The following is a 12,625-nucleotide window of genomic DNA, read 5'->3' as shown; positions in this document are numbered from 1 at the left end:
ACACGGGGTTCCTCACTCCTTGGCTTCGGCGGGCGCGGCGAGCTCCGCCACGAGGTGCGCGACGATCTCGGACGGCGTCCGGTCGTCGGTGACGATCTCGACGGTGGCGACCTCGCGGTAGACGGGCACCCGCTCGTCGAGCAGTTTCTTGAAGGTGGCGCGGGGGTTCACCCCGGCCAGCAGCGGCCGCGCGCTCGAAAGACCGGTGCGCTGCACGCCGGCGGCGAGGCCGACGCTGAGGAACACGACGGTGTGCCGGGCCAGCCGGGCCCGGGTGCCGGGGGTGAGCGGCGCGCCGCCGCCGAGGGAGAGCACGCCGTCGTGCTCCGCCAGCGCGGTGGCGACCGCTTCCTCTTCCAGCGCGCGGAAAGCCGGTTCCCCGTCATCGGCGAAGATGTCGGAGACGCTGCGCCCGGCGCGCGCGACGATGTCGTCGTCACTGTCCCGGAACGCGACGCCGAGCGCGGCCGCCAGCAGCGGCCCGACCGTGCTCTTGCCCGAACCGGGCGGCCCGACGATCACCGCGCGGGGACTCACCACCGCTCCTCGAGGGCCTTGAGGTACGCCTCGGCGTTGCGCTTGCTCTCGGCGAGCGAGTCGCCGCCGAACTTCTCGAGCGCGGCGTCGGCGAGGACGAGCGCCACCACCGACTCCAGCACGACCCCGGCGCGGGGCACCGCGCAGACGTCGGACCGCTGGTGGATCGCCACCGCGGGCTCGCCGGTCTTGACGTCCACTGTGGACAGTGCTTTGGGGACGGTCGAAATCGGCTTCATGGCCACCCGGACGCGCAGCGGCTCGCCGTTGGTGATGCCGCCTTCCAGGCCGCCCGCGCGGTTGGACCGGCGGGTGACGCCGACCGGGCCGGTGCCGCGGTCGATCTCGTCGTGCGCCTGGCTGCCCCAGCGACGGGCGGTCGTGAAGCCGTCACCGACCTCGACGCCCTTCATCGCCTGGACGCCCATCAGGGCGCCGGCCAGCCGCGCGTCGAGCCGGCGATCCCAGTGGACGTGCGAGCCGAGGCCCGGCGGGAGGCCGTAGGCGAGCACCTCGATCACGCCGCCGACGGTGTCGCCGGCCTTCCGCACGGCGTCCACCTCGGCGACCATCGCGTCGGTGCCTTCCTGGCTGAAGGCGCGCACCGGGCTCTCGTCGATGGCGGCCAGGTCGGCGGCGACGGGCAACGGGCCCTCGGGCGCGGCCGCGCCGCCGATCGAGACGACGTGGCTGAGGATCTCGACGTCGAGCAGCTGCTTCAGGAAGTTGCGGGCGACGGTGCCGAGCGCGGTCCGCGACGCCGTCTCCCGGGCGCTGGCGCGCTCCAGGACGGGACGGGCCTCCTCGAAGCCGTACTTCTGCATGCCGGGCAGGTCCGCGTGGCCGGGGCGGGGCCGGGTGAGCGGTTCGTTGCGCGCGAGGCCTTCGAGGATCTGCGGGTCGACCGGGTCGGCCGCCATGACCTGCTCCCACTTGGGCCACTCGGCGTTCTCGATCTGCACCGCGACCGGGCCGCCCTGGGTGAGGCCGTGGCGGACGCCGCCGAGGAACTCGATGTGGTCGGTCTCGAAGCCCATCCGCGGGCTGCGGCCGAAGCCGAGACGGCGCCGGGCCAGCTGCTCGGTGACGTCGGCGGTGGTGACGGCAACCCCGGCGGGCATGCCTTCGAGCACGGCCGCCAGCGCGGGTCCGTGCGATTCACCTGCGGTGATCCAGCGCAACATGGGCTCAATCCTGTCACGGGCGCGACGCGGGCCGGGACGTGCCTCCGGTCACCCGGCACGGCGGAGAGCCGGGGCGGCCGGCGTCGCGTTTCCGGACGGCCGGTTGGCGTACCCGGAGGGTCGGCCGGCGTCCCTGGAAGGTCGGTTGGCGTACCCAGAGGGTCGGATCGCGTGATTGAAGGGTCGACTCGCGTGATGGGGAGGTCGACTCGCGTGATTGAGGAGTCGACACGGCGACCGTGCGTGTGTCGACTCCCGGATCACGCGTGTCGGCTTCTGGATCACGCGTGTTGGCTCTTCGATCACGGGTGGTGGCTCATCCGGGACCCCCTGCGGCCCGGATGAGCCACCGGTCTCACAACGTCAGCCGGAGCAGGGGGAGGCCGCTCGCCAAGCGGATCTCCAGGGCCGCCAGGTCGGGTCGCCGCACGGCCGTGCCGATCACGATGCGGGCCGTGTCGTCCGGGACCGCCTTCCAGGTCGCCAGCTGCGTCTCCGTCCCGGTGCGGGAGACCGCCACGAGGAGGTAGTCGCCGCCGCTGCGGGTGCCCGTGTAGCTGCACGACATGTCGACCTGCGTGCCCCAGTCGAACGCCGCCAGGCGGGCGTCCGCGCGGACCGGGAACTGGCCCAGCGCCGTCATCGCGACCGGCGGCGGCACCGCGGGCGGAACCGGAGCCGAAGCCGGCAAAGCCACCACCACGCCCAGGGCGACGCAGGCCGCCACCGCGACCGCCGCCGAAGCCGTCGTCACCGCGAACCGGATCCGGCGGCCGCGCCGGACGCGGCGGAGCACCGCCGGCAGCAGGTCCGGCGGGGGCGGGCCGGCGTCCGGGACGGTCGTCGGGGAGTCGACCCTGGCCAGCAGCCCGGGCAGCCCCGCCAGCTCGCGCACCGAAGCCGCGCACCGGTCGCACGAACGCAGGTGCTCCTCGAAGCGCTGCCGGTCCTCGGGGGCGAGCGCCCCCAGCACGTAGGCGGCGTCGAACGTCGCGAAGGGGTCTTCGCTCACTGGGTCACTCCCCTCTCCTCGAGCACCAGGCGGAGTGCGCGCAACGCGTAGTGCGTGCGCGACTTGACCGTCCCTTCGGCCACCCCCAGCTTCAGCGCCGCGTCGGCGACCGAATACCCCTGGAAGTAGCACAGCAGCAGCACCTCGCGGTGCCGTTCCGACAGCTCGGCCAGCGCCTCGGCGACCAGCCAGCCCTGCACCGCGCGGTCGGTGCCGTCGGCGACCACGCGGTCCGGCGGCCGGTCGGTCGTCACCTCCGAGCGGGCCGACGCCGACCGCCAGCCGTCGATCGCGATCCGCCGGGCGACCGTGAACAGCCACGCCCGCGCCGACCCCTGCGACTGGTCCAGCACCGCCGGCGACCGCCAGGCCCGCAGCAGCGTCTCCTGGACGACGTCCTCGGCCCGGATCCGGTCACCGGAGGTCAGGTGCAGCGCGTAGGACCACAGCGCGGTCGCGTGCTCCTCGTGCAGCGCCCGCATGAGCGCCTCTTCGGCGACCTCGCCCACGAACTCAGGCCGCGACCCGGCGCCGGTCCTTCACGAACAGCAGCGCCAGACCGCCCACGATGCAGACCGCCTCGGTGATGACGCCCCAGTACTCCGGCTGGCTGTCGAACTGGTCGTGGTTGCCCATGAACCCGACGGTCGCGGCCAGCACGTACGCGCCGAGCGTCAGCGCCCCGAACCCGGCCGCACCCAGCGCCGGCAGCCAGTGCCGCCAGGCCAGGACGGCGATCGCGAGCACCAGCCCGGCGATCGCGTCGAGCAGGAACAGCGTGCCGGTGATGCCCGAGTACCCCTGCGTCCACAAGAAGTAGTGCACGCCCGCCGAGCCGAGCAGCGCGGCCGCCACGACGATGCGTAGAACCCAACTCACCATGATCGTTCCTCCACTCCACACCCACTCCGGTACATACACGGAACAGGGGGCGATCCGGTTCACCGGGAATTGAACCGAACGGGTGGCGCTTTCGTTCTTTAGGTCATGACAGCCGAACTGCACTCCCGCCGCACCGTCCTGTCCACCGGTGCCGCCGTCGCCGGTGCCGCCGTCGGCGCCGTCGCCCTCACCGCCTGCTCGTCGGAATCGAACGGCAAATCGGGCACCGCGCAGGCGCCGATCGCCGCCGGGACGCCGCTGGTCGCGCTCGCCGAAGTCCCGGTCGGGCAGGCGAAGGCGGCGAAGGCCCCGGACGGGTCCGACGTGATCGTGGCCCGCACGTCCGAGTCGGCCTGCGCCGCGTTCAGCGCCGTGTGCACGCACCAGGGCTGCACCGTCACACCGAAGGGCGCCGACCTGGTCTGCCCCTGCCACGGTTCGGTGTTCAACGCGCTCACCGGCGAGGTCAAGCAGGGCCCGGCGAAGAAGCCGCTGCCGTCGGTGCCGGTCAAGGTCGAGAACGGGAAGGTCGTCACCGGCTGACGAGCCGGACGCGCGAACGGGCCCTGGTGGACGATGATCCACCAGGGCCCGTTCGCGTGACACTGAGAACTCAGGCGTCCCAGGCGAACAGCCGGTCGCCGGCGGCGACCTCGTGCTCGGTGTCCAAACCGGACAAAACCTCCGCCGAGGCGTCCAGCGCGACGACCGGGACGATCGCCGAGTAGCCCGCCGCGGTCACCGCCTCCGGGTCCCAGCTGACGATCGGCTGACCGGCCCGCACCTGCTCGCCCTTGACGACGTGCAGCGTGAAGCCCTCGCCCTTCTCCTTGACCGTGTCGATGCCCAGGTGGACCAGCACGGCCTGGCCGCCCTCGGTCGCGATGACGTAGGCGTGCGGGTGCAGCGTCGCCACCGTGCCGTCGACCGGGGCGACCGCGTCCGACCGGCCGCCCGCGGGCTGCACCGCGAGGCCCGGACCCACCATGGCCTGCGCGAACACCGGGTCCGGGACCTCGGTGATGGGCACCACCCGGCCGGCGACCGGGCTGAGGACGTCGAACGTCACAGCAGGTCCTCGATGTCGCTGGCGATGGTGTCCGCCTCCGGCCCGACGATCACCTGCAGGGCCGCCGACCCCATCTTGACCACGCCCATGGCGCCGGCCTTCTTGAGCGCGCCCTCGTCGACGAGGCTCATGTCCTCGACCTCGCAGCGCAGCCGCGTGATGCAGCCCTCGATCTCGGTGAGATTCTCCTTGCCGCCGAGCGCGGCGAGGATCTTTTCGGGCCTGTCATCCGCCATCGCGGTCTCCTTGATCACTGTTTGTTCCCAACCTGACGCGAACCGCGTGTCCACCTGTACTACGCCGTTCGCCCGCATGCACCCCGCCGCGGGCCACGAACGGATAACGGTGGTTGACACCCGTCCGCGCGGCGGAGCATCCTGCCCCATCAGATCATTGGTCTAGACCGGAACGTACCAATGTTCGGGGCCGGATGCGAGTATCGGTCCCCGGTGGCACGAGAACGAGGAGGGTGACGCCGATGAGCGCGGCCGCGCACGTCCCGCCACCCGACCGGGTCGTCAACGGGCCCACGCCCAAGCACGCCCAGCTGCGGGAAATCCTCCGCCGCACGGTGGAGCGCGAGCTCCCGCCGGGTGCGCCGATCCCGTCGGAACGCGAGCTGGCCCAGCGCTACGGCGTGTCGCGGCTCACGGTCCGGTCGGCGATCGGCAAGCTGGTCGAGGAGGGCCTGCTCGCCCGGGTCCGCGGCAAGGGCACGTTCACCGCGGCCCGGCGGATGGAGCTGCAGCTCTACCTGATGTCGTTCACCGACGACATGCGGAGGCGGGGGCTGACCCCGACGACCGAGGTGGTCTCGGCGGCCACCGAGGTGCCGCCCACCGCCTCGGCACACGCCCTCGGCCTGACCGAGGGCGCGTCCGCGCACCACCTGGTGCGGCTGCGCCACGCCGACGGCGTGCCCCTGGCCGTCGAGCGCGGCTGGTACCACGCGGGCCGGGCTCCCGGCCTGCTCGGGCTCGACCTGACCCAGTCCATTTACTCGCAACTGGCCGAGACGTACGGTGTGCGTCCCGACCAGGCGTGGCAGACGGTCTGGGCCGAAGGCGCGGACCGCGAGACGGCCCGGCTGCTCGGCATGCGTGCCGGCAGTCCCCTGCTCGTGTTCCGGCGGGTCTCCAGCGCGAACGGCGACCCGATCGAAGACATCACGTCCTGGTACCGGGGAGATCACTACCAGGTGACCATGCAGTTGGACCGGAACACCCCGGAACCCGGTCAACCACCCCACTATGGAGGATCCAGATGAGCACCACCACCGCGGAGGGGGCGAAGAAGGGCGGCGGAGGTCTCGCCGGCCTGCAGCGCTTCGGCCGCAGCCTCATGCTCCCCATCGCCACGCTCCCTGCGGCGGGCATCCTGCTCCGGTTCGGGCAGGACGACCTGCTCGGCAAGGACGGCCTCGGCTGGGACAAGGTCGCCGCCGTCATCGGCGCGGCGGGCAACGCGCTCTTCGACTTCCTGCCCCTGCTCTTCGCGATCGGCATCGCGGTCGGCTTCGCGCGCAAGGGTGACGGCTCCACGGCCGTCGCCGCGGCCGTCGGCTGGGTCGTCTTCAACCGCGTGATCCAGGCCATCGCGCCGGTCAGCACCCAGGCGGGCTACAAGCCGGCCTGGGACAGCTCACCGCTGCACTGGCCCTACAGCGTCCTGACCGGCATCGTGTCGGGTATCGTCGCCGCCCTGCTGTGGCAGCGGTACCACCGGATCAAGCTGCCCGCGTGGCTGGCGTTCTTCGGTGGCCGGCGGTTCGTCCCGATCATCACCGCCTTCACCATGATCATCCTGGGCGTGCTCTTCGGGATCGTCTTCAAGTACGTCGACGCGGGCATCCACAACCTCGGCGAGGCGATCGTCGGCCAGCCGGTCATCGGTGGCGGCATCTACGGCTTCTTCAACCGCCTGCTCATCCCGGTCGGTCTGCACCAGCTGCTGAACGTCCCGATGTGGTTCATCTTCAACGGCGGCGACCTGACGAACTTCTTCAGCCACGTGCAGGGTTCGGGCGCGTTCATGACCGGGTTCTTCCCGATCTTCATGTTCGCGCTGCCGGCCGCGGCGCTCGCGATCTGGCAGACCGCGCGCCCGGCGCAGAAGAAGATCGTCGGCGGTGTGATGATCGCGGCCGCGCTGACCTCGTTCATCACCGGTGTCACCGAGCCGATCGAGTTCTCGTTCATGTTCGTCGCGTGGCCGCTGTACATCTTCCACGCGATCATGACCGGCGTGTCGCTGGCGCTGGTGAACGCCCTGGACATCCACCTCGGCTTCTCCTTCTCCGCCGGCGGGATCGACTTCCTGCTCAACTCGAGCCTGGACACCGCGCACAAGGCGTGGCTGCTCATCCCGATCGGGCTCGTCTTCGGGGTGATCTACTACTTCGTGTTCCGGATCGTCATCACGAAGTGGAACCTGCGCACCCCGGGCCGCGAGGACGACTCGATCGAGTCGGACCTCGAGCGGACCGCCGCGAAGTAAGATCCGTACCGACGTATACCAGTAGGGAGAGGACGAACATGCCGGAGAAACGCGTCGCCGTGGCCAGCAAGGTGGGGCTGCACGCCCGGCCGGCCGCGCTGGTGGCGAAGGCGGCCGCGGCGCAGCCCGTCGCGGTGCAGATCGCCAAGGCCGGCGGAAACCCGGTGGCCGCCGGCAGCGTGCTCAACCTGATGACGCTGGCCGCCGGTTACGGCGACGAGGTCGTCATCAGCGCCGAGGGCGAGGGCGCCGAGGAGGCCGTGGAAGCGGTCGCCCAGCTGGTCGCCACCGACCTGGACGCCTGAGTACCGATCCCCCCGCGAAGGCCTCCGTACCGGCTCCCCGACAGCCGGTGCGGGGGCCTTCGCGGCGTTTCGTAGGCTGGCCCCATGGAGAGCGTGCGCCTGATCGACGAGTGGCCGGTGGACAACGCCGCGACGGCCGTGGTGGCGGCGGAGGGGAGCGTCGTGGGCAGCCACGGCGACACGGCGCGCAAGTTCCGGCTGGCCTCGGTCTCCAAGCCGCTGACCGCCTACGCCGCGCTCATCGCGGTCGAGGAAGGCGTCGTCGAGCTCGACACCCCGGCCGGGCCCGAGGGCTCGACCGTGCGGCACCTGCTCGCCCACACCTCCGGGCTGGCCTTCGACGCGCACAAGGCGATGGCCCCGCCGGGCACGCGGCGGCTCTACTCCAACGCCGGGTTCGAGCAGCTGGCCGATGCGCTCGCCGAGCACTCCGGCATTCCCTTCGCGCAGTACCAGGCCGAGGCGCTGTTCGCCCCGCTCGGCATGACTTCGACCGTGCTGGAGGGCTCACCCGCCTCCGGCGCGGTGTCCACTGTGGACGACCTGGCCGCCTTCGCCGCCGAGCTGCAGGCCCCGAAGCTGCTGGACCCGGCCACCGTCACCGAGGCGACGAACGTCGTGTTCCCCGGGCTTTCCGGCGTGCTGCCCGGCTTCGGCCACCAGAAGCCCAACGACTGGGGCCTCGGCTTCGAGATCCGCGACCACAAGAGCCCGCACTGGACCGGCGCGCACAGCTCACCGCGGACCTTCGGCCACTTCGGCCAGTCCGGCACGTTCCTCTGGGTCGACCCGGACGCCGGCGCGGCCTGCGTCGCACTGACCGACCGCGCCTTCGGCCCCTGGGCCACCCAAGTCTGGCCGCACTACACCGACGCCGTCCTGGCGGAACTGGGCGCGTGAAGCGAGTCCTCCTCGCCACCCTCCTGCTGCTCGCCGCGTGCAGTGCCCCCGCGGCCGCGCCCGCACCTGTTCCCGGACCGGGTGCGCGCGATGACCCTCGACGGCACGCTCGACCTGGTCGCGAACGCCACCGGGAAGCCGGGCCAGGAAAAGCAGCCGGTGGACGTGCGGGCCGAGGTCGCCGGCGCGCAGGAAGAAGAACTGGACCGGTTCTTCGCGGTGTGCGCCGCGGCCGGGCCGAAGTGCGCCTTCTCCGCGGGCGATCCGAAGCGGAAGTTCGCCGGGATCCTCGCGCACGCGTCACGCGGGCCGGGCGTGGCTTCCCTGCTGAAGACGGTCACCAGCGCGCTGTACCAGTCCGGCCGGTGGAAGCGGCTCGCGCAGACGCTGGCCGCGATGCCGGCGGATCCGGGCCCCGCGGTGCCGGTGCTCGACCCGTACGTGCCGGCGCACTCCCCCGGCTTCCTGGCCGTCCAGTGCGTCGACAGCGACAACCCGCAGTCGCCCGCGGACTACGCCGCGCTCGCCGCCGGGGAAAGCGTGCGCCGGCCGTACGGCGGCCGTGGTGCGGTACCTGACGGACCTGGCCGCGCCGCCGGCGGGGAAGACCTGCGCGCCCGGCGCGGTTCCCTTTCCCTGAGGGAAATTCGCCGACCCGGCCGGAATGCCCAACGGCCCGGCGGGACAGGGTCCAAAGACCCTGCCGCCGGCCGGGCGCGAGTGGTGTCATCAAGAGGTGCAGGCCCGCCGCAGGGCCGGTGCGGGGACCTCGGGCCCCGGCGGGCCGCACACCTTCGTCACTCCGCCATGACGCGGATGGGCTCCCCCGCCTGGTAGGCCGCGATGTCCTCGACCGCGTCGCCGTAGAAGATCTCGTAGACCTCGCGGGCGACGAAGCCGATGTGCGGCGTCAGGACCGCGTTGTCGAGTGTCCTCAGTGGATGGTCGGCGGGGAACGGCTCGGTGTCGTAGACGTCCAGCGCGGCCGCGCGGATCTCCTTGCGCCGCAACGCGTCCACCAACGCCGCTTCGTCGACGATCGGGCCGCGCGAGGTGTTCACCAGCAGCGCCGTCGGCTTCATCGCGGCGAGCTCCGCCGCCCCGACCAGGCCGCGGGTGCGGTCGCCGAGGACCAGGTGGACGGACAGCACGTCCGAGCGGGCGAACAGCTCGTCCTTGGTCACCGCGGTGACGCCGTGCGGGTCCGCCTTCTCCTGCGTCAGGTTCTGGCTCCAGGCGATGGTTTCCATCCCGAAGGCCTGCCCGATCTTCGCCGCGCCCGCGCCGAGCCGGCCGAGGCCGAGCAGGCCGAGCGTCTTGCCGTGCAGCATGGTGCCGACGGAGGTCTGCCAGCCGCCCTCGCGCATCGACCGGAACTCCTGCGGCAGGTTCCGCGACGCGGCCAGGATGAGCGCCCAGGTGTGCTCGGCGGTCGGCTCCCCGATGTACCCGGTGGCGGACACGACGACACCGTTGCGCTGCGCCGCCGCCACGTCGATGGCCGCGTTCCGCTTGCCCGTGCTGACCAGGAGCTTCAGGTCCGGGAGGGCGTCGAGCACCGCGGCCGGGAACCGGGTGCGCTCCCGCATCGCGACCACCGCTTCGAAGCCCTGCAACTGCTTGACGACGTCGGTCAGGGGCTCGGTGAAGACCGTGATGTCGGCCTTGAGCGAGTCCCAGTCACCGAAGGTGAGGGCGACGTTCTGGTAGTCGTCGAGAATGGCGATCCGCATGGCCTCACCGTAGTAGGTGGGGCGGTTCAGCCGCTCCCGGTGGCGGGCGGCTCACTGGGGAACAGGATCGGGCTGAGCAGGTACCGGGTGCGCCCGGGCGCGGCCGGGTTGGCCAGCCGGGGGAGGATCGCGGCGCGCAGTTCGCCGACCAGCGCGGCGAGCTCGTCCCGGTCGAGCCAGACCGCGTGCTGCTGGTAGCCGACGGGGTCGGCGAGCGGGTCGGCGTCGTCGCGGTCGAGGTAGGCGTTGAACTCGGCGACCAGGGCGGCCAGCGCCACGGCGAACCCGCGCCGGTGGTCGTCGGGCGACATCGACGCGGCCGTGCCGGAATCGATGGAGGCCCGCTCCCGGCGCAACCGGTAGTGGCGTTCGACCGCGCCGCGGACCCGGCGTTCGTCGGCCACCTCCAGGACGCCGCCGGCGGCGAGCAGGTCGACGTGCCGGTAGACCATGGCTTTCGAGACGTCCGGCAGGAGCGCGCCGAGCTCCGCGGTGGTCAGCGTCCGGCCGCCCCGCATGGCGTGCACGATCCGCAGCCGCACCGGGTGGCCCAGCAGTTCCAAGGTGTCCACTGCCCAACGGTCTCATATGGTGATACCGTTCGCAAAATCCGAGAACGGTGGGGGTAGAGATGAAGACAGGCACGGATCCGGCAGCGGTCGCCACGGCGGTCGTCGGCATGACAGCCGCGGGACGCTACGCGGAGGTCGAGGCGCTGTTCGCGCCGCGGCTGCGGGCGGCGGCGTCCGCCGAGACGCTCCGCGTCGGCTGGGAGACGGAGATCGCCAAGATCGGGGCGGTCCGGGCGGTCGGTGCCCCGGTGAGCGAGCCGGCCAAGGCGGGGCTGGTCCGGGTGCGCGTCCCGGTGACCGGAGCGCACGGGGGCCTCACGGTGGTCATGTCGGTCGACGACGCCGGCCTGCTGCACGGCCTCCGGCTCGCACCGCCGTCCGGCACGACCTGGGAGCCGCCGGCCTACGCCGAGCCGGACCGGTTCACCGAGCACGAGGTCACCGTCGGCACCGGGCCGCTCGCGGTGCCCGGCACGATCACCCGGCCCCGGGGGCGCGGGCCGTGGCCAGGCCTGGTGCTGCTCACGTCGGGGCCCGCCGACCGCGACCTGACGACCGGGCCCAACAAGCCGTTCAAGGACCTGGCGTGGGGGCTGGCTTCCCGCGGCGTCGCGGTGGCCCGGTTCGACAAGGTGACCCACGTCCACCCCGAGGCCGGCTCCGCGGCCGGCTTCACGATGGTCGAGGAGTACGTGCCGCACGCGGTCGCCGCCGTCCGCCTGCTCCAGCGGCGGCGGAAGGTGGACCCGGCGCGGGTGTTCGTCCTGGGGCTCAGTGGCGGCGGCAAGGCGGCTCCCCGGGTGGCGGCCGCCGAGCCGTCGGTGGCCGGCGTGGTCAGCCTGGCCGGTGACACGCTGCCGCTGAGCCGGGCGGCCGTCCGGGTCGCCCGCTACCTGGCCGAGCTGAACCCCGGCCCGGCCACCACGGCGGCCGTCGAGGCGGTCGCGCGGCAGGCGGCGCTCGTCGAGGACCCCGGCCTGTCCCCCGCGGCCCCGGCGGCGGACCTGCTGTTCGGCTGGCCGGCTTCGTACTGGCTGGACCTGCGCGGCTACGACCCGGTCGCGACCGCGGCCGGGCTGGCCAAGCCGATCCTCGTCCTGCAGGGCGGCCGCGACTACCAGGTGACCGTGACCGGCGACCTCGCGCGCTGGCAGGAGGGCCTGGCCCACCGGCCCGACGTCACGATCCGCGTCCACGACGCCGACGACCACCTGTTCTTCCGCGGTGAAGGACCGTCCACGCCTGCGGCGTACGAGACGCCGCAGCACGTCGACCCGGCCGTGGTCGCCGACATCGCGGACTGGGTTCGACGCACTGAGCGTGCACCACACCCCGGTAACGACCGGCGTGACGCAGCCCTCTTGAACGTGTTCACAAACCGGGCTACCGTACTTCTTGAACACGTTCAAAACGAGGAGGAACCATGGACCTGATCATCGTCGCGTACGCGCTCTACCTGCTGCTCAGCATTCCGCTGACCGTGCTCGTCGCCCGGACGCTGAGCAAGCACGGCCGCACCTTCCTCACCGAGGTCTTCGCGGACAGCCCCGGCCTGGCCAACGCCGTCAACCAGCTGCTGGTCGTCGGCTTCTACCTGGTCAGCCTGGGCTTCGTGACACTGTTCCTGACCAGCAGCACCCGGGACCTGACCGCGCGCGGGGTGTTCGAGCTGCTGTCGGTCAAGATCGGCACGGTGGCGCTCGTGCTCGGCGTCATGCACCTGCTCAACGTCCTGGTCTTCAACGGCATCCGGCGCCGCCACCTGGCCCCGCCCCCGCCCGCGCCGGCACCGCTGCCCTACCACGGCATGCCGCAGGCCCCGCCCTTCCCGGCTCCCTGACGCCCGCGGCGCTAACGTGCAGCTCAGTGTCAGGGTGATGTTGCCGCTGCTGCGGTGGTTGGATTCCTGGCCGCTGGTGATCTGGCTCGTAGCGT

17 protein-coding genes are annotated in these 12,625 nt (G+C 72.2%); 8 read left to right on the top strand and 9 right to left on the bottom strand.

Annotated features, from left to right (window positions below):
• Positions 1-12 precede the first annotated feature (12 nt).
• From C2L58_RS04295 to C2L58_RS04275, 5 genes are all read right to left on the bottom strand, one after another.
• Positions 13-537: a shikimate kinase gene (locus C2L58_RS04295; protein ID WP_199191095.1), complete on the bottom strand. Its 525-nt coding sequence runs from the start codon at positions 535-537 to the stop codon at positions 13-15.
• Complete coding sequence (aroC, locus tag C2L58_RS04290) at positions 534-1,721, bottom strand: chorismate synthase (protein ID WP_103336014.1); 1,188 nt, start codon at positions 1,719-1,721, stop codon at positions 534-536. The genes C2L58_RS04295 and aroC overlap by 4 nt, the downstream gene beginning before the upstream one ends.
• 355 nt (positions 1,722-2,076) lie before the next feature.
• Entirely contained in the window at positions 2,077-2,733 is a 657-nt protein-coding gene (locus C2L58_RS04285) for an anti-sigma factor family protein (RefSeq protein ID WP_103336012.1), read from the bottom strand.
• On the bottom strand, positions 2,730-3,242 hold the full coding sequence (locus C2L58_RS04280; RefSeq protein ID WP_103336010.1) for a sigma-70 family RNA polymerase sigma factor: 513 nt from the start codon (positions 3,240-3,242) through the stop codon (positions 2,730-2,732). Before C2L58_RS04280 ends, C2L58_RS04285 begins: the two co-directional genes overlap by 4 nt.
• Before the next feature lie 4 nt (positions 3,243-3,246).
• A complete protein-coding gene (locus C2L58_RS04275; RefSeq protein WP_103336009.1) occupies positions 3,247-3,615 on the bottom strand; it encodes a hypothetical protein in 369 nt (122 codons plus the stop codon).
• Positions 3,616-3,720: 105 nt separating this feature from the next.
• Here C2L58_RS04275 and C2L58_RS04270 point away from each other — a divergent pair, with 105 nt between their 5' ends.
• Complete coding sequence (locus tag C2L58_RS04270; RefSeq protein WP_103336007.1) at positions 3,721-4,158, top strand: ubiquinol-cytochrome c reductase iron-sulfur subunit; 438 nt, start codon at positions 3,721-3,723, stop codon at positions 4,156-4,158.
• A gap of 70 nt (positions 4,159-4,228) precedes the next feature.
• Here C2L58_RS04270 and C2L58_RS04265 read toward each other — a convergent pair whose 3' ends face one another.
• Both C2L58_RS04265 and C2L58_RS04260 read right to left on the bottom strand, forming a co-directional pair.
• Positions 4,229-4,684 carry a PTS sugar transporter subunit IIA gene (locus C2L58_RS04265; RefSeq protein ID WP_103336005.1) on the bottom strand — a complete coding sequence of 152 codons (456 nt, stop codon included), beginning with the start codon at positions 4,682-4,684 and terminating at the stop codon, positions 4,229-4,231.
• The gene (locus C2L58_RS04260) at positions 4,681-4,920 is read right to left on the bottom strand and encodes a glucose PTS transporter subunit EIIB (protein ID WP_199191094.1); all 240 of its coding nucleotides are present in this window, start codon (positions 4,918-4,920) and stop codon (positions 4,681-4,683) included. The genes C2L58_RS04265 and C2L58_RS04260 overlap by 4 nt, the downstream gene beginning before the upstream one ends.
• Before the next feature lie 242 nt (positions 4,921-5,162).
• Here C2L58_RS04260 and C2L58_RS04255 point away from each other — a divergent pair, with 242 nt between their 5' ends.
• The 5 genes from C2L58_RS04255 (at position 5,163) to C2L58_RS49730 (ending at position 9,222) form a co-directional block, all read left to right on the top strand.
• On the top strand, positions 5,163-5,951 hold the full coding sequence (locus C2L58_RS04255) for a GntR family transcriptional regulator (protein ID WP_103336002.1): 789 nt from the start codon (positions 5,163-5,165) through the stop codon (positions 5,949-5,951).
• Positions 5,948-7,180 (top strand): PTS transporter subunit EIIC, encoded by a 1,233-nt coding sequence (locus C2L58_RS04250; protein WP_103336000.1) that lies wholly within the window; start codon positions 5,948-5,950, stop codon positions 7,178-7,180. Before C2L58_RS04255 ends, C2L58_RS04250 begins: the two co-directional genes overlap by 4 nt.
• A 38-nt stretch (positions 7,181-7,218) precedes the next feature.
• Positions 7,219-7,485: an HPr family phosphocarrier protein gene (locus tag C2L58_RS04245; RefSeq protein WP_103335999.1), complete on the top strand. Its 267-nt coding sequence runs from the start codon at positions 7,219-7,221 to the stop codon at positions 7,483-7,485.
• Between the two features lie 84 nt (positions 7,486-7,569).
• The gene (locus C2L58_RS04240) at positions 7,570-8,385 is read left to right on the top strand and encodes a serine hydrolase domain-containing protein (protein ID WP_103335997.1); all 816 of its coding nucleotides are present in this window, start codon (positions 7,570-7,572) and stop codon (positions 8,383-8,385) included.
• A 90-nt stretch (positions 8,386-8,475) separates the two neighbouring features.
• Complete coding sequence (locus C2L58_RS49730; protein WP_199191093.1) at positions 8,476-9,222, top strand: hypothetical protein; 747 nt, start codon at positions 8,476-8,478, stop codon at positions 9,220-9,222.
• Here C2L58_RS49730 and C2L58_RS04230 read toward each other — a convergent pair.
• Positions 9,183-10,118 carry a D-2-hydroxyacid dehydrogenase family protein gene (locus C2L58_RS04230; RefSeq protein WP_103335995.1) on the bottom strand — a complete coding sequence of 312 codons (936 nt, stop codon included), beginning with the start codon at positions 10,116-10,118 and terminating at the stop codon, positions 9,183-9,185. The genes C2L58_RS49730 and C2L58_RS04230 overlap by 40 nt on opposite strands.
• Before the next feature lie 26 nt (positions 10,119-10,144).
• The gene (locus tag C2L58_RS04225) at positions 10,145-10,690 is read right to left on the bottom strand and encodes a helix-turn-helix domain-containing protein (RefSeq protein WP_103335994.1); all 546 of its coding nucleotides are present in this window, start codon (positions 10,688-10,690) and stop codon (positions 10,145-10,147) included.
• 59 nt (positions 10,691-10,749) lie between these two features.
• Between C2L58_RS04225 and C2L58_RS04220 the strand changes: the two genes are divergently transcribed.
• Positions 10,750-12,123, top strand: a complete 1,374-nt coding sequence (locus tag C2L58_RS04220; RefSeq protein WP_233225543.1) for an alpha/beta hydrolase — start codon at positions 10,750-10,752, stop codon at positions 12,121-12,123.
• Entirely contained in the window at positions 12,114-12,530 is a 417-nt protein-coding gene (locus C2L58_RS04215) for a hypothetical protein (protein ID WP_103335992.1), read from the top strand. The genes C2L58_RS04220 and C2L58_RS04215 overlap by 10 nt, the downstream gene beginning before the upstream one ends.
• Positions 12,531-12,625 lie beyond the last annotated feature (95 nt).

The organism is Amycolatopsis sp. CA-126428 (assembly GCF_002904335.1).
GTDB lineage: Bacteria > Actinomycetota > Actinomycetes > Mycobacteriales > Pseudonocardiaceae > Amycolatopsis.
This window is presented reverse-complemented; position numbering and strand designations above follow the sequence as displayed.

Bases quoted from the DNA above. Each gene is read 5' to 3' on its own strand.
- C2L58_RS04275 (WP_103336009.1), bottom strand. From the start codon at position 3,615: ATGGTGAGTTGGGTTCTACGCATCGTCGTGGCGGCCGCGCTGCTCGGC.
- C2L58_RS04270 (WP_103336007.1), top strand. From the start codon at position 3,721: ATGACAGCCGAACTGCACTCCCGCCGCACCGTCCTGTCCACCGGTGCC.
- aroC (WP_103336014.1), bottom strand. From the start codon at position 1,721: ATGTTGCGCTGGATCACCGCAGGTGAATCGCACGGACCCGCGCTGGCG.
- C2L58_RS49730 (WP_199191093.1), top strand. From the start codon at position 8,476: ATGACCCTCGACGGCACGCTCGACCTGGTCGCGAACGCCACCGGGAAG.
- C2L58_RS04240 (WP_103335997.1), top strand. From the start codon at position 7,570: ATGGAGAGCGTGCGCCTGATCGACGAGTGGCCGGTGGACAACGCCGCG.
- C2L58_RS04245 (WP_103335999.1), top strand. From the start codon at position 7,219: ATGCCGGAGAAACGCGTCGCCGTGGCCAGCAAGGTGGGGCTGCACGCC.
- C2L58_RS04260 (WP_199191094.1), bottom strand. From the start codon at position 4,920: ATGGCGGATGACAGGCCCGAAAAGATCCTCGCCGCGCTCGGCGGCAAG.
- C2L58_RS04220 (WP_233225543.1), top strand. From the start codon at position 10,750: ATGAAGACAGGCACGGATCCGGCAGCGGTCGCCACGGCGGTCGTCGGC.
- C2L58_RS04230 (WP_103335995.1), bottom strand. From the start codon at position 10,118: ATGCGGATCGCCATTCTCGACGACTACCAGAACGTCGCCCTCACCTTC.
- C2L58_RS04255 (WP_103336002.1), top strand. From the start codon at position 5,163: ATGAGCGCGGCCGCGCACGTCCCGCCACCCGACCGGGTCGTCAACGGG.
- C2L58_RS04215 (WP_103335992.1), top strand. From the start codon at position 12,114: ATGGACCTGATCATCGTCGCGTACGCGCTCTACCTGCTGCTCAGCATT.
- C2L58_RS04250 (WP_103336000.1), top strand. From the start codon at position 5,948: ATGAGCACCACCACCGCGGAGGGGGCGAAGAAGGGCGGCGGAGGTCTC.